This is a genomic window from Streptomyces marokkonensis (assembly GCF_039539045.1).
GTDB lineage: Bacteria > Actinomycetota > Actinomycetes > Streptomycetales > Streptomycetaceae > Streptomyces > Streptomyces marokkonensis.
Genome location: NZ_BAABCQ010000005.1, coordinates 25,196 through 43,924, shown reverse-complemented (window position 1 = coordinate 43,924; position 18,729 = coordinate 25,196). Strand labels below are relative to the sequence as shown.

Here is an 18,729-nt window from a genome sequence, read left to right as displayed (position 1 = left end):
GCAGCGCCCGCGGTCCGTACGAGGTCCGCAGGCCGTGCGGGTCAACGGTTCAGTTCCCGGCGTCCCCGCGCAGGCGATGCCGGAGCCGGTGCGCGGCCGCGCCGAACGCGCCCGTGATCAGGACACCGCCGGCGACCAGAGCGGGCATCGAGTCGGTGAACGCCCCGCCCGTGCCGGCCCGGACCCCGTGCTCCACGGTCGCCCCGCCGCAGGGATTCCCCTGCGCGGAGGCCTCCCCGTGCGGAGCGGGGGATTCCGGGCACGCGGGCTCGGCGGGCTCGGCGGGCTCGGCGGGCTTGGCGGGCGTGGCGGGCTTGGCGGGCTTGGTGGCGCAGGACGTACCGCGCGCGGATGCCTCGCCGTGCGCGGCCTCCGGGCCGGGACACGCCGACTCGGCGGCACCGCACGGCTCGCCCGGTGCGGCCGGTTCGGGGCACGGGGATGTGACCGCGCCGCCGTTCTTCCCCGGCATGGTCATCGTCGCGCTCCACGGAACGCCCTCGCCCCCCGAGGCCTCCGGGCAGGCGCCGTCGACGGTCCACGTGTCCTCGGAGCCCGCCGGACCCGGGTCGGCCTCGAAGTCCCCGGAGGCGGTTATCCGGGCGGTGCCCCGGTAGGCGGGCCCGGACGTGGTCCCGTCGCCGCCCTCCACCTTGCGCAGCACGACGGTGCCCTCGTCGAAGGCCGGTGAGGTCGCGTCGAGGGTCGCGGGTGCGGCCCCGCCGGTCGAAGCGCAGGCGACGGAGACGGTGACGGTACCGCCCGGGGTGACGTCGGCGGGGCTGACCTCGACGTCGGGTCCAGCGGCTGTGGCCGACGGATGGGAAACGCCGGGGTCCGCGGGTGGCGGCGGAACGCCGGGATCGGCCGAGACGGGGCCCGCGAGGACACCGAGCGCGGCACTGGCCAGGACTGCGGCGGAGAGGGCGCGGGCGGTGCGGCGCATGGGACGGGCTCCTTAGAGCGGCGAGCGGCGAGCGACGGCTGCGGGGGCACGGCACTCGCGCCCCCTCGGCCATCACAGCCCGTCCGCCACAGGCGCGCGCGCCACCGTGCGCCGTTCGCGGGAACGGGACGCCCGAGCGGGTGAGTACGAGGTTTCGGCCCGCCCGCTGCCGTCACACGGTCCTCTCGCCCCGCCCCACCGGCGCGCACCGGCGCCCACCTGCGCACGACGGCGCGACGGCACCCGCCGCGCCGTCGGGAGCAGCCCCGCTCAGGCAGCGGCGTCCCGCAGTACCTGCTGCCGCACCCGGTCGCAGCAGCGGCTGATCAGCCGGGAGACGTGCATCTGGGAGATGCCGAGTTGTTCGGCGATGCGACTCTGGGTCATGTCGTCGAAGAAGCGCATGTAGAGGATGGCGCGTTCCCGTTCGGGCAGCGCGGCGAGGCGGTCCTTGACGGCCTCGCGGTCGACGACGGTGTCGAGGGCCGGATCGAAGGCGCCCAGGGCGTCGCCGAGTGAGTAGCCGTCCTCGCTGCCGGGGAGTTCCGCGTCCAGGGACAGGGCCGTGAAGCTCTCCAGTGCCTCCAGCCCGGTCCGGACGTCCTCCTCGCTCAGATCGGCGTGCTCGGCGATCTCGGCGACCGTGGGCCTGCGGCCGGAGATGGTCTGGGACAGGTCCTGGCCGGCGAAGCGCACGCGGTTGCGCAGGTCCTGGACCCGGCGCGGCACGTGCAGGGTCCACATGTGGTCGCGGAAGTGGCGCTTGATCTCGCCGGTGATCGTCGGCACGGCGTAGCTCTCGAAGGCGTTGCCGCGCTCGGGGTCGTACCGGTCGACGGCCTTGACCAGTCCGAGGGCCGCGACCTGGCGCAGGTCCTCATAGCTCTCGCCTCGGCTGCGGAACCGTCCCGCGAGCCGTTCGGCCATGGGCAGCCAGGCCTCGACGATCCGGTCGCGGACCGCGTCGCGCTCCGGTCCGTCGGGCAGGGTGGCGAGTCGGTGGAAGGCGTCGGCGGTGTCGGGGGCGTCGTCGTGCGGGTGCTTCACGCTGGCGTGGATCGGCATGGTGCGTCGCAACTCCCTCGGAGCGCGGGGTCGTGTCGTCGCGGCCGGTCGGCGGCCCGGTCGGTACGGCCGGTGCGGCCGGCGCCGGGGCTCGTCGAGCCCCCGGTGCGCGGGACGGGCGTCACCGGTGCGACGACACGGCCCTGGGTTCGGGCGGTCACCGTGGGAGGGCGTCCGGCCCGGACGGACGCATCCGTGGCGGCGTCACGCCGCTCCCACGAACGTGCCTCCTGTCCGAAGCACTGCATGTCCGCCTGCCCCATGGACCCCACGGCAAACACCCGAATGTCTCTCCGATTGCCCCGACGCGGGACCGGGGACCGGCCCGTGATCATCTGGAGTGATCACGGGCCGGTCCCCGGAAGAGACAGGGCAGGGCGGGGCGGGCGGCCGTCGGAGCGGCGGTCACCGCTTGCGCGGCTGGTTGAAGCGCAGCATGTTGCCGGAGGGGTCCCGGAAGGCGCAGTCGCGGACACCGTAGGGCTGGTCGACCGGCTCCTGGAGGACCTCCGCCCCCGCGGCCCGGACGCGTTCGAAGGTGCCGTCGACGTCGTCGGTGGTGAAGATGACGCCGCGCAGCAGGCCCTTGGCGAGAAGCTCGGCCATGGCCTCCTTGTCGGCGGCGGAGGCGTTCGGGTCGGCGAGCGGGGGTTCGAGGACGATGTCCACACCGGGCTGGGCCGGGGAGCCCACGGTCACCCAGCGCATGCCCTCGAACCCGACGTCGTTGCGCACCTCCAGCCCGAGCACGTCCCGGTAGAAGGCGAGCGCCTTGTCGTGATCGTCGACGGCGATGAAGCACTGCGAGAGGTTGATGTCCATGCGCCTCACGCTACGGGCGGGGGCGCGGGCCGCGCTTCTCCGTTCCTGACCGGTCGCGTGTAGACCTTGGCGACGCAGGCCGGGATGTCGGCACCGTCGGCGTGGTCCCGGGCCCGGTAGGCGCTCGGGCTCTCGCCGACCAGTTCGGTGAACCGCGAGCTGAACGACCCCAGCGAGGTACAGCCGACCTCGAAGCAGACCTCCGTGACGGACAGGTCGCCGCGCCGCAGCAGGGCCTTGGCCCGCTCGATCCGGCGCGTCATCAGGTAGCTGTACGGCGTCTCCCCGTAGGCGGCGCGGAAGCTGCGGGAGAAGTGGCCGGCCGACATGAGGGCGACGCGCGCCAGCGCCGGCACGTCGAGCGGCTCGGCGTACGCGCGGTCCATCAGGTCGCGGGCCCGGCGCAACCGGACCAGGTCATCCAGCGTCGTCACCCCACCACGATCCCACAGCGCCGGTCCGACCCGGTACCGGCGCCGCGGGGCCCGTTCGCGGTCAGGCGCCGACGTACGCCGCGAGGTGTTCGCCGGTGAGGGTGGAGCGGTCGGCGACCAGGTCGGCGGGGGTGCCCTCGAAGACGATCCGGCCGCCGTCGTGGCCGGCGCCGGGGCCGAGGTCGATGATCCAGTCGGCGTGCGCCATGACCGCCTGGTGGTGCTCGATGACGACGACCGACTTGCCGGCGTCGACGAGCCGGTCGAGCAGACCGAGCAGTTGTTCGACGTCGGCGAGATGCAGGCCGGTGGTGGGCTCGTCGAGTACGTAGACGCCGCCCTTGTCGCCCATGTGGGTGGCGAGCTTGAGCCGCTGGCGCTCGCCGCCGGACAGCGTGGTGAGCGGCTGGCCGAGGGTGAGGTAACCGAGCCCGACGTCGGCGAGCCGGTCGAGGATCCTGTGCGCGGCGGGGGTGCGGGCCTCGCCGGTGCCGAAGAACTCCTCCGCCCGCGCCACCGACATCGCGAGCACCTCGCTGATGTCCCGGCCGCCGAGGCGGTACTCGAGGACCGAGGCCTGGAACCGCTTCCCCTCGCAGTCCTCGCAGGGCGTGGCGACGCCGGCCATCATCGCCAGGTCGGTGTAGATGACGCCGGCGCCGTTGCAGGTGGGGCAGGCGCCCTCGGAATTGGCGCTGAAGAGGGCGGGCTTGACGCCGTTGGCCTTGGCGAAGGCCTTGCGGATCGGATCGAGCAGTCCTGTGTACGTGGCCGGGTTGCTCCGCCGGGACCCCTTGATGGGGCTCTGGTCGACCGATACGACGTCGGCGCCCGCGCCGGCCGGGACGGAGCCGTGGATCAGCGAGCTCTTGCCGGATCCCGCCACGCCGGTGACCACGCAGAGCACGCCGAGCGGGACGTCGACGTCGACGCCCTGGAGATTGTGCGTCCTGGCGTCGCGGATCTCCAGTGTCCCGGTGGGCTCGCGGACCGTCTCCTTGAGCGAGGCCCGGTCGTCGAGGTGGCGGCCGGTGACGGTGTCGCCTGCCCGCAGCCCCTCGACGGTGCCCTCGAAGCAGACGGTGCCGCCCGCCGTGCCGGCGCCGGGGCCGAGGTCGACGACGTGGTCGGCGATCGCGATCGTCTCCGGCTTGTGCTCGACGACGAGGACCGTGTTGCCCTTGTCCCGCAGCCGCAGCAGCAGGTCGTTCATGCGCTGGATGTCGTGCGGGTGCAGACCGATGGTGGGCTCGTCGAAGACGTACGTGGTGTCGGTGAGGGACGAGCCGAGGTGACGGATCATCTTCACGCGCTGAGCCTCACCGCCCGACAGGGTGCCCGCCGGACGGTCGAGCGAGAGATAGCCGAGGCCGATCTCCACGAACGAGTCGAGGGTGTCCCGCAGCGCGGTGAGCAGCGGCGCCACCGACGGGTCGTCGAGAGTGCGGACCCACTCGGCCAGGTCGCGGATCTCCATCGCGCAGGCGTCGGCGATGCTGGTCTTCCCGATCCTCGACGACCTGGCGCCCTCGCTGAGCCTGGTTCCGTCGCACTCGGGGCAGGTGGTGAAGGTGACCGCCCGCTCCACGAACGCCCGGATGTGCGGCTGCATCGCCTCCTTGTCCTTGGACAGGAACGACTTCTGGATCTTCGGGATCAGTCCTTCGTAGGTGAGGTTGACGCCGCCGACCTTCACCTTGACCGGCTCGCCGTAGAGGAAGTCCCGCAGTTCCTTCCCGGTGTACTCGCGGATCGGCTTGTCCGGGTCCACGAAGCCGGACTGGGCGTAGACCTGCACGGTCCACTGGCTGTCGGACTTCCAGCCGGGGATGGTGAACGCGCCCTCGGAGAGCGACTTGGAGTCGTCGTAGAGCTGCGAGAGGTCGATGTCGGAGACCTTGCCCCGGCCCTCGCAGCGGTTGCACATGCCGCCGGTGCGCTCGTAGGTCGCCTTCACGGCCTTCTTGTTGCCGCGCTCGACGGTGATAGCGCCGCTCGCCCGGACGGAGGCGGTGTTGAAGGAGTACGCGCTGGGCGGGCCGATGTGCGGGTCCCCGAGCCGGCTGAAGAGGATGCGCAGCATCGCGTTGGCGTCGGTGGCGGTGCCGACCGTGGAGCGCGGGTCGGCGCCCATCCGCTGCTGGTCGACGATGATCGCGGTGGTCAGGCCGTCGAGGACGTCGACCTCGGGCCGTGCCAGCGTCGGCATGAACCCCTGCACGAAGGCGCTGTAGGTCTCGTTGATCAGCCGCTGCGACTCGGCGGCGATCGTGTTGAACACCAGCGAGCTCTTGCCCGAGCCGGAGACTCCGGTGAACACCGTCAGCCTGCGCTTGGGGATCTCGATGCTGACGTCCTTGAGATTGTTCTCGCGGGCGCCGTGCACACGGATCAGATCGTGGCTGTCGGCGACATGCGGCGCGGCCGGCTGCCGGTCCGTTCTCCTGGCGCTGGTCATCGTGTCTCCATCTGTCGGCGGGTCGGCAGAGACACGCTAGACGGAGCGCGGTGGGCCTCGCTTCTCGATTACTGATCTGCTTCTCCGGCCGCGGTCGCGGCCCCGTCGGGGCCGGGGTCCGGATCGTCCGGCGGCGGCTCGGTGCCCGGCAGCACCAGTTCCTCGTAGCGGCCCAGGGCCAGCACCACGCCGAGCATGAGGGCCGGGATGAACACAGCGAGCAGCACCGCCATGGTCCGTCCTTCCCGACAAGGGGTGGGCGTGGGGGTGGCGCGGGCCGGGTTCCCCGCGTCCGCCGGGCAAACCGTCGGCGCACGCGGAGACACGCAGCGTGTCGGCGCGAATCGGACCGGACCCGTCCGGATGAATCCGTGTCGGCCCGCGGTGCCCGGGTACGCGGTCGGCACCCCCTGAAGGATGTGGAGGGAGACATGCAGCGAGGCAGTGACCGGATGAGCGTCCATCGTGACGACGAGATGAAGCACGAACTGCAGGGTCTGCTCAGGTCCGGGCACCCCACCCGCAGCGAGGAGTGGAACGACCCGGAACCGGCCGCGGAGGACGACCCCGAGGTCACCTACGGACCGGTGACACCGGGCCGCGGGCCGACGTATCTGGAGGCCCTCCGACTCGAACTGGCCCGGAACCTGACCCGGGGCACCTTCCCCGCGAACCCGCGGGAACTGACCCGGGCGCTGCGCCGCGGCAACGCGCCCGACGCCCTCGTCGAGGGCCTGGAACGGCTGCCGCACAAGGCGCGCTACGACAACGTGCAGGAACTGGCGGTGGCCCTGACCGAGAACGGCGGATCCGGAGCGTCCGGACCGCAGAGCGCGTAGGCGCCGGGAAGGCTGACTCATGGCCGAGCACGCGGCCGAGTACGTGAAGAACGTCATGACCCCGGGCGTGGCCGCCGTCCGCCCGGACTCCTCCCTCGTCGAGGCGGCCCGGCTGATGCGTACGCAGAACATCGGCGATGTGGTGGTCGCGGACGGGCAGGGCGTCGTGGGCATGCTCACCGACCGGGACATCACGGTGCGGGCGGTGGCGGAAGGCCTCGACCCGATGGCGGTGGGCGTCCGGTCGGTCTGCACCACCGACCCGCTGACGGTGTCCCCGGACGACCGGGCCTCGGACGCGGTCGCGCTCATGCGCGAGCACGCCGTACGCCGGCTGCCGGTCGTGGAGGACGGGCCGCCGGTCGGGATGCTGAGCCTCGGCGACCTCGCCGAGTCCCGGGATCCCGCCTCGGCGCTCGCCGACATCGGCCGGGCGGAGCCGGACGCCGCGGGAGGCGGCTGAGACGCGCCGAGCCTCGACACACACGGCAGCGCGCGACACACACGGCAGAACGACACACGCGCGCCGGGCGGCGACGCCGGCCGACGCGCCAGGAAGGAATTCCGATCACATGCGTATCGCGTTTCTGACCGCGCCCGAGGGCGTGGAGCAGGTCGAGCTGACCGAGCCGTGGCAGGCGGCGAAGGACGCGGGCCACGAACCGGTGCTCGTCTCCACCCAGTCCGGTGAGATCCAGGGCTTCAACCACCTCGACAAGGCGGACACGTTCCCGGTGGACGAGGTGGTGGGCGACGCGTCGGCCGACTCGTTCGGCGGGCTGGTCCTGCCCGGCGGCGTGGCCAACCCGGACTTCCTGCGGACCGACGAGAAGGCCGTGGCGTTCGTCAGGGACTTCTTCGAGCAGGGGCGTCCGGTGGCCGCCATCTGCCACGCCCCGTGGACGCTCGTCGAGGCGGACGTCGTACGCGGCCGGGTCATGACCTCGTGGCCCAGCCTGCGGACCGACCTCCGCAACGCCGGCGCCACCTGGGTCGACGAACAGGTGAAGGTGTGCGACCACGGCGACAACGTCCTGGTCACCAGCCGCAAGCCGGACGACCTCGAGGCGTTCTGCGAGACCTATCTCGCGGAGTTCGCCAAGGCGGGCGGCTGAGAGGGCGAGAGCCTCACGCGGGCCCGGTCCGCCGGTGCGCCACGATCGCGCCGGTGGGCCGGGCCCCGCGCATGTCCGGACCGCCGCCCCGCGCATGTCCTGACCGCCGCCCGCCCCGCGCATGTCCTGACCGCGGCCCGGCGCGTCACCGTACCGCCGCTCCGCGCGTGACCGTACCGCCCGGCGGCCGCACTCAGCCGCCGGGGGTGGTGTCCTCCCCGCAGCCCCGTCCCCGGGCGCCCTCGCGGGTGCGGCCCGCGGCGACCGGGCGCCGGGGGTTGCGGCGCAGCCACTCGCCCTCCAGCTGCGCCATACGGTCGTTGTGGGCCCGCAGCGCGTCGTTCGACCCGTACAGCAGGGTGTCGTGACGGGTGCGGTGGATGGTCTCCAGCTCCTTCATGAGCTGTTGGTCGTCCAGGCGGCCCGGGTCCACTCCCGTCATGGTGCCCACTCCCGTCCTGGTGTCGTCACGCGTGTCGTGTTCGTTCATGCGGGCCGGGTACCCGCCCCGGAAGCACTACCACCCCCGAGGGCACCCGGGAGGGAGCCATGGATCTCGCGTTTCTGCATCCTCTCTACGAACATCAGGGGCCCTGGGCCTCCGTGTACGTCGACCTTTCCCGGAACACGGAGGACACTCCCCACGAACGTGAGCTGACGGCCGCCGCGGTGGCCCGGGAGCTGGCGGAACAGGGCGCGGACGACGCGACCTGCCGGGCCGTGAAGGAGGCGGTGGAGGGACTGCGCCACGCCACCGACCCGCACGGGCGGGCGCTGTTCGCGTGTGCCGGGCAGGTGGTACTCGATCCGCCGCTGGCCCGACCTCCGTACGGCGGGACCACCGCCGACTGGGCGCCGCTGCCGCATGTAGCGCCACTGCTGGAACTGGCCGGCGAGGACCCGCTGTGCGTCGTGGCCTACGTCGACCGCAAGGGCGCCGACTTCGAGCTGCGCAGCGCGCTGGGCAGCTCGGACGCGGGCGGCGTCACCGGCCGGCAGTGGCCGGTGCACCGCACGAGCAACGTCGACTGGTCGGAGCGCCACTTCCAGCTGCGAGTGGAGAACACCTGGGAGCACAACGCGGCGGAGATCGCGGACGCCCTCGCCGTGTGCCAGGAGGAGACGGGCGCCGACCTGCTGATCCTGGTGGGTGACGACCGGGAGCGGCGGTCCGTGCACGAACGGCTTCCCAAGCGGCTGCAGGACCGGGTCGTCGAGGCCTCGCGCGGCGCCGGCAGCAGGCTGCTGGACGACGAGGTGAAGCGGCTGCGCGACGACCATGTGCGCTCGCGCGCGCGGGAGGACCTGGACCGGTTCCTGGCCGCCCGTACTCCGGACGGCGAGGGCCGGGCCGGCGCCGCGGAGGGCGTGCCCGCGTTGGTCGAGGCGGCCCGGGAGCACCGCATCGACGAGCTGCTGATCATCCCGGACGGCCCCGACACCCACCGCGAGGTGTGGATCGGCGAGGACGCCGACCAGCTCGCGGTGCGCCGTACGGAGCTGAAGACGCTCGGCGAGCAGAACTCCTGGTCGGCCCGCGCCGACGACGCCCTGCTGCGCTCGGCGGTGATGACCGGCGCCCCGGCGATCTCGGTGACGGCGGCCCTGCCGTCCGAGGCCGCGGAGAAGGCGCCGGTGGGCGGACTGGGGGCGCTGCTGCGCTGGAAGTGACCTCCGTGTCGGACGGCGTCAGCGGGCCCGTTCCACCCGCCGTTCGTCCCAGACCGGCTCCGGCGTCTCCCGGACGCGTCCGTCGCTGCCGAAGACGAGGTACCGGTCGAAGGAGCGGGCGAACCAGCGGTCGTGGGTGACCGCGAGGACCGTGCCGTCGAAGCCCTCCAGGCCCTCCTGGAGGGCTTCGGCCGATTCCAGGTCGAGGTTGTCGGTGGGCTCGTCGAGCAGCAGGGTGGTGACGCCCTGGAGCTCCAGCAGGAGGATCTGGAAGCGGGCCTGCTGACCGCCGGAGAGCCGGTCGAAGGTCTGCTCGGCCTGGTGGGTCAGCTCGTAGCGGCGCAGCCTCGACATGGCGGCGCCCCGGTCCTGGGCGTGTTCGGTCCACAGGATGTCCAGGAGCCTTCGGCCCAGCAGTTCGGGGTGGGCGTGGGTCTGCGCGAAGTGTCCGGGGACCACGCGCGCGCCGAGCTTCCAGTTCCCGGTGTGTGCCACGTCGCCGCCGGCGAGCAGCCGCAGGAAGTGCGACTTGCCGGAGCCGTTGGAGCCGAGGACGGCGACGCGTTCGCCGTAGAAGACCTCCAGGTCGAAGGGTTTCATCAGGCCGGTGAGTTCCAGTTGCTCGCAGGTGACGGCGCGGACGCCGGTACGGCCGCCTTTCAGGCGCATCCTGATGTCCTGCTCGCGCGGCGGCTCGGGCGGCGGTCCGGCCTCCTCGAACTTGCGCAGCCGGGTCTGGGCGGCGGCGTAACGGGAGGCCATGTCGTGACTGACCGCGGCAGCCTGACGTAGCGTCAGCACCAGTTTCTTCAGCTGCGCGTGCTTCTCGTCCCAGCGGCGGCGCAGTTCCTCGAAGCGGGCGAAGCGCTCGCGCCGGGCCTCGTGGAAGGTGGCGAAACCGCCGCCGTGCACCCAGGCGTCGGCGCCCGCGGGGCCGGGTTCCAGGGAGACGATCTTCTCGGCGGCGCGGGCCAGCAGTTCCCGGTCGTGGGAGACGAAGAGCACCGTCTTGCGGGTCTCCTTCAGCCGCTCCTCCAGCCAGCGCTTGCCGGGCACGTCGAGGTAGTTGTCCGGCTCGTCGAGCAGCAGCACCTCGTCGGTGCCGCGCAGCAGCGCCTCCAGCACCAGCCGCTTCTGCTCACCGCCGGACAGCGTGCTCACCTGCCGCCACTGGGCCTTGTCGTACGGCACCCCCAGCGCGGCCGTGGTGCAGATGTCCCACAGGGTCTCGGCCTCGTACCCCTGCGCCTCGGCCCAGTCGGCGAGCGCCTGCGCGTAGCGCATCTGGGCGGCCTCGTCGTCGACGGTCAGGATCCCGTGCTCGGCGGCGTCGACGGCGCGCGCGGCCTCGCGGATGCGGGGCGACGCCACGGACACCAGCAGGTCGCGTACGGTCGTCTCGTCCCGGACGGAGCCCACGAACTGGCGCATCACCCCGAGGCCGCCGCCGACGGTGACGGTGCCGCCGTGCGGCTTCAGCTCCCCGGACAGCAGGCGGAGCAGCGTGGTCTTGCCCGCCCCGTTGGGTCCGACGAGGGCCACGACGGCCCCCTCCCCCACCCGGAAGGAGGCGTCGCCGAGCAGCGCCCTTCCGTCGGGAAGGCAGTACTCCAGGTGCGCGGCTTCGAGATGACCCATGGCACCGGATTCTGCGGCTCCGGGCACGTCCGGGGCAAACCACTTTCCGCCGCGCTTCCCCCGGCCGCGGCCCGGGGCGCCGGTACGTGGGGCGCGCCACCCGCAGGAAACGCCGTCTGCAGGGTAGGCGGGAGCCATGAGCCCCGACGTAGACCTCACCGCCCCGACGCCCGGCCCGCATCCGGTCCGCACCGGTCTCCTCCGGCTGGACCAGCGTGTGTTCGAGGCCGTCGCCGCCCGTACCTGGCCCGGTGCCGACCCCCTCCTGCCCCTGCTGAGCCGTAGCGCCAACCACGGCGTGCTGTGGTTCGCGGCGGGCGCCGCCCTGGCCGCGTCCCGCACCCCGAGGGCCCGGCGCGCCGCCGCCAGGGGTCTCGCCTCGCTGAGCCTGGCCTCGCTGACGATCAACACCCTCGGCAAGCGCTCGGTCCGCCGCCCCCGTCCCGTACTGGACCCGGTGCCGCTGATCCGGCAGCTGAAGCGGCAGCCGATCACGACGTCCTTCCCCTCCGGCCACGCCGCGTCGGCCGCCGCGTTCGCGACCGGTGTCGCGCTGGAGTCCCCGGCGTGGGGCGCGGCGGTGGCCCCGGTGTCCGCCGCGGTCGCCCTCTCGCGGGTCTACACCGGGGTCCACTTCCCGAGTGACGTGCTGGCGGGTGCGGCCCTCGGCGCGGGGGCCGCGTTCGCCGTACGGGGCATGGTGCCGACGCGTGCCCAGCTCACCCCGCCGGCCCGGCCGCGTGCCGAGGTGCCGGCGCTGCCCGGCGGCGAGGGGCTCGTCATGGTGGCCAACATCGGCTCGGGCACCTCGGACCGGGTGCGGGCGTTGTGCGACGCGCTGCCCGACGCGGAGGTCGTCGAGTGCGAACCCGCGGACATCCGGGGCGAGCTGGACAAGGCGGCGGGCCACGCCCGGGTGCTCGGCGTGTGCGGCGGCGACGGCACCGTGAACGCCGCCGCCGAGATCGCGCTCCGCCACGGACTGCCGCTGGCGGTACTGCCCGGCGGCACACTCAACCACTTCGCCTATGACCTGGGCGTGGAGGACGTACGGGATCTGTGCCGGGCACTGGAGCGGGGCGAGGGGGTGCGCGTGGACGTGGGCCGGTTCACCTCCGGCGGGCAGCGCGGCATCTTCCTGAACACCTTCAGCCTCGGTGTGTATCCGGAGCTGGTGCGCGAGCGGGAGCGCTGGTCGCCCCGGATCGGCGGCTGGCCGGCCGGGGTGCTCGCGGCCGTACGGGTGCTGCGCGCCGACCGGCACCCGCTGGAGGCCGAGGTGCGGGGCCGTCGGCGCCCGCTGTGGATGCTGTTCGCGGGCAACGGCACGTACCACCGTCGGGGCCTCGCCTCGGGGCGCCGGCTCGACCTGGCGGACGGGCAGCTGGACGTGCGGGTGGTGCACGGTGGCCGCCGGCCCGCCGTAAGGCTGCTGTCCGCGGCCCTCGCGGGCCCGCTGACGCGCTCACCCGCGCACGCCGCGGTGCAGGTGGGCCGGCTGAGCCTGTCCGGGGTCGCGCCGGGCACGCTGATGGCCTTCGACGGCGAGCTGACGGAGACGGAGGGCGAGCTGACGCTGGAGAAGCTGCCCGAGGCACTCACGGTGTACCGCCCGCTGCCCGGTGACGGGCTCCTCCCCTGACCCGGTCCTGCCGGGCACCCCATCACCCTTGGCCCATATGGTGATACACGGATCTCACGATTCGGCCGGTGCGCGTACCGTGAGCGCATCGTCGGGAGAGGGGACCCAACCATGTCGAAGCCGCGGGAGACCGCCGTCTACACGCACGGGCACCACGAGTCCGTGCTCCGCTCGCACACCTGGCGCACCGCCGCCAACTCCGCCGCCTACCTGCTCGGGTCCCTGGAGCCCCACATGCGGGTCCTGGACATCGGCTGCGGTCCGGGCACCATCACCGCGGACCTCGCGGAGCTGGTCCCGGACGGTCACGTCACCGGCGTGGACCGGGCGCCGGAGATCGTCGAGCGGGCCCGGGCCACGGCTGCCGAACGCGGGCTGGCCAACACCGGCTTCGCGGTCGCCGACGTGCACGCGCTGGACTACCCGGACGACACGTTCTGCGTGGTCCACGCCCACCAGGTCCTCCAGCACGTCGGCGACCCGGTCCAGGCGCTGCGGGAGATGAGGCGGGTCGCGCGGCCCGACGGGATCGTCGCCGTCCGCGACTCCGACTACGGCGCCATGACCTGGTACCCCTCCTCGCCGGGCATGGACGACTGGCTGGACCTGTACCGCCGGGTCGCCCGCGCCAACGGGGGCGAGCCGGACGCCGGACGCCGGCTGAAGGCCTGGGCGCTCGAAGCGGGGTTCACGGACATCAGGGCCACCTCCGCCACCTGGACCTTCGCCACGCCCGAGGAGCGGGAGTGGTGGAGCGGCCTGTGGGCGGACCGCACCGTCGCGTCGGTGTACGCCGAGATCGCCGTCGGGGGCGGCCGTGCGACGACGGAACGGCTGCGGGCCGTCGCGGCGGCCTGGCGGCAGTGGGGCGAGCGGCCGGAGAGCTGGTTCAGCGTCCTGCACGGGGAGATCCTGTGCAGGAAGGAAGCCTGACCGCTGCCGCTGATCACCGGGGCCACTCCGCTGATCCTTGGGGCGACTGCGGAGTGACTGCGGAGTCACTCCCGGGGCAGCAGCGGTCCCAGCGGCCCGAGGTCCAGGTTCAGGTCCTCGGGCCGCAGGCCGTAGCGGTCGCGCAGTTCGGTCATCCGGTCGTCGAGGAGCATCAGGGTGAGCCCGATCCGCTCCTCCTGCTCCTCGTTCAGGTCGCCCTCGTCGACACGGCGCAGCGCCTGGCGTTCCATGAGCTGGCGCAGCAGCTCGACGACCGTCAGCACCAGTTTGATCAGGTCGCGCTCGACCGTGTCGGGTTCGAGGTCGAGGCGCTTGCGGGGCTCAGGATGTTCACTCACGTCAATCCCCGAACGGCGACGGTACATTGCGGTTGACCGAGCTGATCAGCGCGTTCAGGTCGATGCGGACCAGGTCGACGTCCGCGATGCGCAGCGTGACGTCGCCGGTGATGACGACGCCGCCGGCCAGCAGCCGGTCCAGCAGGTCGACAAGGGCGATCTCGCGGCGTTCGACGACGGTCATGAGCCCACCCCCGTGCCGTCCTCACCGGCGGTGTCGTGACCGGTGGTCCCGTCACCGGCGGCCTCGTCACCGGCGAATGAATACGCGGCCCACGGACCGGTGAGTTCCACGCGAATTCCGGGAGCGTCGTCCTTCGTGCGGTCCACCACTTCCACGAATTCCTCGGAGACGTCCCTCCCCACCAGATAGGCGGCGTTGAGGACGTTCCGACCGGCGGCGCCGGAAATGCTGGGATTCTGCGGCGCGTGCAGCCGCGCGTCGTCGGCCCGGGAGGACAGTGTTTCGTGCAGACGCGTGGCGAACCCCTCAGCTTTGGTCCACAGATCGTCGTTCGCCCGCGTCCGCATGCGCCGCTGCCGCAGATAGTCCCGGCCCGAGGCGGGCTTGGGGGCGGGCTCCGCCGGGCCGGCCGCCCGTTCGGGCTCTGCCTCGACGTACACCTTGACGCCCCATTCAACCCGCCCGTCCAGCCGGTCGAGCGTGCGCCGGAAGGCCTCCTCCCGCTCCTCCAGCATCACGCGTACGCCGCTGTCGTCCCGGAAGACGGTGGCCAGCCGGAGCGGGAGCGGGGTGGTGACGGCGGTGAGCGCGTCGATGACCTGCTGGTGGGCGCGGGCGGTTCCCGCCAGCCAGTCCAGGTTCTCGAGGTGGGCGCGCAGCGCCTCCTCACAGAAGTCGGCCTCCGGCACATGACTGACCACGGCGACCAGGCCGCGGTGGGCCAGCAGCCTGGGCGGGTCGCCCGCCACCCCCGTCAGCTGGGCCTGAAGGGCCGCGTCGAAGGGGCGGCAGACGGCGTAGACGTACCGCAGTCCGGTCATGGTGCCTCCCTCGGTACGCGGCCCGGGTCCAGTTCGCGCAGGCGTTCACGCAACTCGGCGTTCTCCCTCGTCAGTTCGTCGCGCCGGGCGCGCGAGGAGAGTGCGGGGTCGCTCTCCCACCAGTCGATGCCCATTTCCTTGGCCTTGTCGACGGAGGCGACGACGAGCCGCAGCTTGATGGTGAGCAGCTCTATGTCGAGCAGGTTGATCCGGATGTCTCCAGCGATGACGACTCCCTTGTCGAGCACCCGCTCCAGGATGTCGGCGAGGTTGGCGCTCTGTCCCTGGCCATAGGGATCCGGCAGCCGACTGGGCGTGGTCATCGACGGCTCCCGCGGTCGTCGTCCTCGTGGTCGTCGTATGCGTCACGGGACGCGTACTCGTCCTCGCCGGCTTCCTTGTCCTCCTCCTCGTACTCGCCCTCGGATTCGGACTCGGGCTCGCCCTCCGGGTCCTCGTCCTCGTACTCGTCCTCGTACTCGTCCTCGGGCTCCTCCTCGTAGCCGGCCTCCGCTTCTTCCTCGTCCTCGCCCTCGGCGTACTGAGCCTCGTCCTCGGGGATGTCCCGGTCCTCCCGGTCCTCCTCTTCCGCGCTGGGCTCCTCGCCCTCCTCTCCCTCCTCGCCCTCCTGCTCCTCAGCGAGGGCGTCCTCGTGGCTGCGGACGACCTCGCCGTCGCGGATCTCACCGCGCCAGCCGTCGTCCGCCTCGCCCTTGAGGGTGATGTGGCGGACGTAGTTCTTCAGGTCGAGGCGGGCGCGGCGGCCCTGGGCGCGCCAGATGTTGCCGGTCTTCTCGAACAGGCCCTTGGGGTAGTACTCGATGACCAGGATCACGCGGGTCAGGTTGTCGGCCAGCGGGTGGAAGCTGACGACGCCCTTCGTCGTGCCCTTGGCGCCTTCCGACGTCCAGGAGATGCGGTCGTCGGGCACCTGCTCGGTGGTCTTCGCCTTCCAGCTGCGGTTGGACCAGAAGACCTTCAGCTGCCAGTCGGACGAGGTGTCGTCGGCGCGGTTCGCGCTCTTGACGCCCTTGGCGAAGGTGCTGAAGTCCTGGTACTGGGTCCACTGGTCGTAGGCCGTGCGCACCGGCACGCCGACGTCGACGTACTCGATGATGACGGTCGGCTTCTGACCACCGCCGCCCTTCTTCCTGCCCTTTCCGCCGCCGAGGTTCTTGAAGGCGCCGACCACGTTGTCCTTCACCTTGCCGGCGCCGACCTCGAACGCGGTCCGCACGGGCCCCTTGCCCTCGGCGAGCTTGCGTCCGCCGTCGAGAGCGAGCTTGGCGAACCCGGGGCTGTTGCCCTCGGCGATGTCGTTCAGCTTGCCCGTGGTCTCCCCGAGCTTCGTGCCGACACCGGTCAGCAGCCGCGTGACCTGGGCGGCGAGGTACTCCTGCGCCTCCACCTTGAGACGGTCGGCCGCCTCACTCCGGGCCACGTCGGCGATCGGGTTCTTCTTCGCGGCCTTGCCCGCCGTGGAGGCCGCGGAACCGAGAGTGTCGGTCATCGTTCACCACCGCCCTTCGACTGCCGGGTTCCCACGCCGCGGGCGGCGCTCCCGGGCCCGGCGGCCTTCTTTCCGGCCGCCTTCTTCGCGGGCTGCGCCCGCTTGGCCGCGGTCTTCTTCGCGGGTGCCTTGGCCGCCGCCTTCTTCGCGGGCGCGGGCGCCTTCCTGGCCGTCTTCCGTGCCTCGGGCGGGGCCTTCTTCGCGGCACGCTCGCGTCGCGGCTCCCGTCGCCGCGGACTCGGCTCCTCATGCTCCCGCCCGGACCTCTCGTCTTCCGGCTCGTCCTCCTCGTAGCGCTCGTCGTCGCCCGCCGCGCGCCCCTCGGCGTCCTCCGAGGCCTCCGAGTCCTCCGAGGCCTCGGAGTCGCGGGAGTCGCGGGAGTCGCGGGAGTCGTCGGATCCGACGCCCGGTACCTGGGACGTCACGCCGGAGAGCTGGTCGCGCACCTGGGCGGTGCGGCCGTGCAGGCGGTCGGCGAGCGCGTCGATCTGCCGCTCGACCATGGCGCCCGAGGCCGCCTTGCCCACGCCTTGCAGGTCCGTGCGCAGCTGGTCCCCGATCTCCTTGAACTGGGGGTTGTTCTGCAACTGCGTCGAGACCAGTTCGGCGATGCCCTTCGGGGTCAGGTTCATCTTCTTGCCGGCCACCATGGTGCCGACGGCGACCGCCAGTTTCAGCTTCTTCGTGCGTCCCAGCAGATATCCGGCCCCTACCGCGAGGCCCATTCCCACTCGATTCATGGTGCCGTCCCGTTGCCCAATCCCGCGCTCGTGCGCGTAGCGATCTCCAGCCGGTCCAGAAGCTCGTCCTCCTGTCGGTCGAACTCCTCCTCGGTGATCTCGCCGGCCTCCAACTGCCCCTCCAGACGGGCTAGTTCGGCTCGGACCGTGGCGGGGTCGTAGTAGATCCGCTCGGCCTCGTTCATTACCTGTCTGATGGCCCAGGCGCTGCCGCGCACCGGCGCGAACGGCAGCAGCAGGACCTCCGAGATCAGTCCCACGTCGTCACCCCGCTCCGGCGTCCGCGCCGCCGGCCGCCGTGCCCGCGGGCTCGGCCGGGCCGGGCTCGACGAAGCTGTACGGCGGCAGCGGACCGTTCACCCGCACCTCCAGGTGCGGCATCCGACCACGGGCCCGCTCGACTGCGGCCAGGAACTCCTCGGCCACCTCCCGGTTCACCAGGAACGACACGTTGGCCAGCCAGCCGGTGGACTCCGGACCCACGCTCACGGCGTCGGCGGCCGGCTCCAGGGCGCGCTCCAGAGTGGTGGCGTCCTCGGCCTCCTTGCCCTTGACCGCCGCCGCGACCATCTCGCCGAGCTGGATCTTGTTCTCGTAACTGCCACCGCCCGACTGCCGGTTGGCCTCAGCGAGGGCGCGGATCTCCGGGTTCGCGGCCATCACGTGGTGCAGGACGGCCTCTTCGACATGGTTGGCCTTGATGTTGTACTCGACCCGGCCGTCCAGTGCCCCGAGGCGTTCCCTGTAGTGCTCGGCCCGCTCGGCGAGCACTCCGGTCACCGCCTTGTCATCCGGGGCGACGCTGCCGAAGCGCATGGGCAGCACACAGCCGTCCGCGCCGACCTCGCTCAACACGTTCTGGTGGGCGAGCAGTTCCCTGCGCTTGGGGCGCAGTCCCTCGGGCGCGTCGCTGACGACGGCGGCCAGCTCGCCCTCCTTCAGGATCCGCACCTCGCGCGGCGGGTCGCCGACGCCGCTGATGCCCTCGGGCAGCGAGGGGTGGGAGCCGGCGGTGATGCCATAGACGTACGTACTCACTCCTGCTCCTCCTTCCGGCGCGAGGGCGCGGCCTTGCGGGCGCGCGGACGCGATGCGGTCTCGCGCCCGGAGCCGCCCTCGTCACGGGCCTGCTTGAACGCGTCGGAGACGGTCTCGGCGGCGCCGGACAGCGCCCCCTTGGACTTGCCGCGGGCGCCGGACTCGGTCATCTCACCGACCAGGTCGGGCAGGCCCGGGTCCTTGCGCGGCCCGGCCTCCAGGTCGAGCCGGTTGCATGCCTCGGCGAAGCGCAGATAGGTGTCCACGCTGGCGACGACGACGCGGACATCGATCTTCAGGATCTCGATGCCGACCAGGGAGACGCGCACGAATGCGTCGATGACGAGCCCCCTGTCCAGAACAAGCTCAAGCACGTCGTAGAGGCCGCTGCTGCCGCCTCCGCCGCCGGACTGTTGTGCCGGTACGACAGTCATGCCTGCTGTTCCTCCATCATGTTGTGGGTGTGGGTCTGTGGGGTGTGGGGCCTGTGGGTGTGCGGGTGTCAGTGCGTTCA

Annotated in this window: 23 protein-coding genes; 6 read left to right on the top strand and 17 right to left on the bottom strand. The window is 72.3% G+C overall.

Going from position 1 to position 18,729, the window contains the following annotated elements; translation table 11 throughout:
* Positions 1-49 precede the first annotated feature (49 nt).
* From ABEA26_RS02210 to ABEA26_RS02185, 6 genes are all read right to left on the bottom strand, one after another.
* Positions 50-946, bottom strand: coding sequence for a hypothetical protein (locus ABEA26_RS02210; protein ID WP_345588635.1), 897 nt, complete (start codon positions 944-946; stop codon positions 50-52).
* A gap of 270 nt (positions 947-1,216) precedes the next feature.
* Positions 1,217-2,011, bottom strand: coding sequence for an RNA polymerase sigma factor SigF (locus ABEA26_RS02205; protein WP_345588634.1), 795 nt, complete (start codon positions 2,009-2,011; stop codon positions 1,217-1,219).
* Between the two features lie 405 nt (positions 2,012-2,416).
* On the bottom strand, positions 2,417-2,833 hold the full coding sequence (locus ABEA26_RS02200) for a VOC family protein (RefSeq protein ID WP_345588632.1): 417 nt from the start codon (positions 2,831-2,833) through the stop codon (positions 2,417-2,419).
* A 5-nt stretch (positions 2,834-2,838) separates the two neighbouring features.
* The gene (locus tag ABEA26_RS02195; protein ID WP_345588630.1) at positions 2,839-3,267 is read right to left on the bottom strand and encodes a helix-turn-helix transcriptional regulator; all 429 of its coding nucleotides are present in this window, start codon (positions 3,265-3,267) and stop codon (positions 2,839-2,841) included.
* A 61-nt stretch (positions 3,268-3,328) separates the two neighbouring features.
* Positions 3,329-5,725, bottom strand: coding sequence for an ATP-binding cassette domain-containing protein (locus tag ABEA26_RS02190; RefSeq protein WP_345588628.1), 2,397 nt, complete (start codon positions 5,723-5,725; stop codon positions 3,329-3,331).
* A gap of 68 nt (positions 5,726-5,793) precedes the next feature.
* Positions 5,794-5,958 carry a hypothetical protein gene (locus tag ABEA26_RS02185; protein ID WP_345588627.1) on the bottom strand — a complete coding sequence of 55 codons (165 nt, stop codon included), beginning with the start codon at positions 5,956-5,958 and terminating at the stop codon, positions 5,794-5,796.
* A gap of 198 nt (positions 5,959-6,156) precedes the next feature.
* On the opposite strand from ABEA26_RS02185, the gene ABEA26_RS02180 reads away from it, so the two are divergent.
* The 3 genes from ABEA26_RS02180 to ABEA26_RS02170 all read left to right on the top strand — a co-directional run bounded on the left by ABEA26_RS02180 (position 6,157) and on the right by ABEA26_RS02170 (position 7,679).
* Positions 6,157-6,564, top strand: a complete 408-nt coding sequence (locus ABEA26_RS02180) for a DUF2795 domain-containing protein (RefSeq protein WP_345588625.1) — start codon at positions 6,157-6,159, stop codon at positions 6,562-6,564.
* Between the two features lie 19 nt (positions 6,565-6,583).
* Entirely contained in the window at positions 6,584-7,027 is a 444-nt protein-coding gene (locus ABEA26_RS02175; protein WP_345588623.1) for a CBS domain-containing protein, read from the top strand.
* A 109-nt stretch (positions 7,028-7,136) separates the two neighbouring features.
* Positions 7,137-7,679: a type 1 glutamine amidotransferase domain-containing protein gene (locus ABEA26_RS02170; protein ID WP_345588621.1), complete on the top strand. Its 543-nt coding sequence runs from the start codon at positions 7,137-7,139 to the stop codon at positions 7,677-7,679.
* A 193-nt stretch (positions 7,680-7,872) separates the two neighbouring features.
* On the opposite strand, the gene ABEA26_RS02165 is transcribed toward ABEA26_RS02170, so the two are convergent.
* A complete protein-coding gene (locus ABEA26_RS02165; RefSeq protein ID WP_345588619.1) occupies positions 7,873-8,169 on the bottom strand; it encodes a DUF6158 family protein in 297 nt (98 codons plus the stop codon).
* Between the two features lie 59 nt (positions 8,170-8,228).
* Here ABEA26_RS02165 and ABEA26_RS02160 point away from each other — a divergent pair, with 59 nt between their 5' ends.
* Positions 8,229-9,350: a baeRF2 domain-containing protein gene (locus ABEA26_RS02160; protein ID WP_345588617.1), complete on the top strand. Its 1,122-nt coding sequence runs from the start codon at positions 8,229-8,231 to the stop codon at positions 9,348-9,350.
* A gap of 18 nt (positions 9,351-9,368) precedes the next feature.
* On the opposite strand, the gene ABEA26_RS02155 is transcribed toward ABEA26_RS02160, so the two are convergent.
* Complete coding sequence (locus ABEA26_RS02155; protein ID WP_345588615.1) at positions 9,369-10,988, bottom strand: ATP-binding cassette domain-containing protein; 1,620 nt, start codon at positions 10,986-10,988, stop codon at positions 9,369-9,371.
* Between the two features lie 136 nt (positions 10,989-11,124).
* Between ABEA26_RS02155 and ABEA26_RS02150 the strand changes: the two genes are divergently transcribed.
* Positions 11,125-12,630, top strand: a complete 1,506-nt coding sequence (locus ABEA26_RS02150; protein ID WP_345588613.1) for a bifunctional phosphatase PAP2/diacylglycerol kinase family protein — start codon at positions 11,125-11,127, stop codon at positions 12,628-12,630.
* Between the two features lie 111 nt (positions 12,631-12,741).
* Positions 12,742-13,563 carry a class I SAM-dependent methyltransferase gene (locus ABEA26_RS02145; protein ID WP_345588611.1) on the top strand — a complete coding sequence of 274 codons (822 nt, stop codon included), beginning with the start codon at positions 12,742-12,744 and terminating at the stop codon, positions 13,561-13,563.
* A gap of 65 nt (positions 13,564-13,628) precedes the next feature.
* Here ABEA26_RS02145 and ABEA26_RS02140 read toward each other — a convergent pair whose 3' ends face one another.
* The 9 genes from ABEA26_RS02140 to ABEA26_RS02100 are packed head-to-tail and all read right to left on the bottom strand — an operon-like array spanning position 13,629 to position 18,649.
* A complete protein-coding gene (locus ABEA26_RS02140; RefSeq protein WP_279561341.1) occupies positions 13,629-13,949 on the bottom strand; it encodes a gas vesicle protein K in 321 nt (106 codons plus the stop codon).
* Positions 13,924-14,106 (bottom strand): gas vesicle protein, encoded by a 183-nt coding sequence (locus ABEA26_RS02135; protein WP_003972471.1) that lies wholly within the window; start codon positions 14,104-14,106, stop codon positions 13,924-13,926. Before ABEA26_RS02135 ends, ABEA26_RS02140 begins: the two co-directional genes overlap by 26 nt.
* Positions 14,103-14,927, bottom strand: a complete 825-nt coding sequence (locus ABEA26_RS02130) for a GvpL/GvpF family gas vesicle protein (protein ID WP_345588608.1) — start codon at positions 14,925-14,927, stop codon at positions 14,103-14,105. Before ABEA26_RS02130 ends, ABEA26_RS02135 begins: the two co-directional genes overlap by 4 nt.
* Positions 14,924-15,250, bottom strand: coding sequence for a gas vesicle protein (locus ABEA26_RS02125; protein WP_055419336.1), 327 nt, complete (start codon positions 15,248-15,250; stop codon positions 14,924-14,926). Before ABEA26_RS02125 ends, ABEA26_RS02130 begins: the two co-directional genes overlap by 4 nt.
* Positions 15,247-16,437, bottom strand: coding sequence for an SRPBCC family protein (locus tag ABEA26_RS02120; RefSeq protein ID WP_345588607.1), 1,191 nt, complete (start codon positions 16,435-16,437; stop codon positions 15,247-15,249). The genes ABEA26_RS02125 and ABEA26_RS02120 overlap by 4 nt, the downstream gene beginning before the upstream one ends.
* Positions 16,434-17,177, bottom strand: coding sequence for a DNA primase (locus ABEA26_RS02115; protein ID WP_345588606.1), 744 nt, complete (start codon positions 17,175-17,177; stop codon positions 16,434-16,436). The genes ABEA26_RS02120 and ABEA26_RS02115 overlap by 4 nt, the downstream gene beginning before the upstream one ends.
* A complete protein-coding gene (locus ABEA26_RS02110) occupies positions 17,174-17,437 on the bottom strand; it encodes a gas vesicle protein GvpG (protein ID WP_345588605.1) in 264 nt (87 codons plus the stop codon). Before ABEA26_RS02110 ends, ABEA26_RS02115 begins: the two co-directional genes overlap by 4 nt.
* Before the next feature lie 4 nt (positions 17,438-17,441).
* Positions 17,442-18,215, bottom strand: coding sequence for a GvpL/GvpF family gas vesicle protein (locus ABEA26_RS02105; protein WP_345588603.1), 774 nt, complete (start codon positions 18,213-18,215; stop codon positions 17,442-17,444).
* Positions 18,212-18,649 (bottom strand): gas vesicle structural protein GvpA, encoded by a 438-nt coding sequence (locus ABEA26_RS02100; RefSeq protein ID WP_345588601.1) that lies wholly within the window; start codon positions 18,647-18,649, stop codon positions 18,212-18,214. The genes ABEA26_RS02105 and ABEA26_RS02100 overlap by 4 nt, the downstream gene beginning before the upstream one ends.
* Positions 18,650-18,729: the final 80 nt, after the last annotated feature.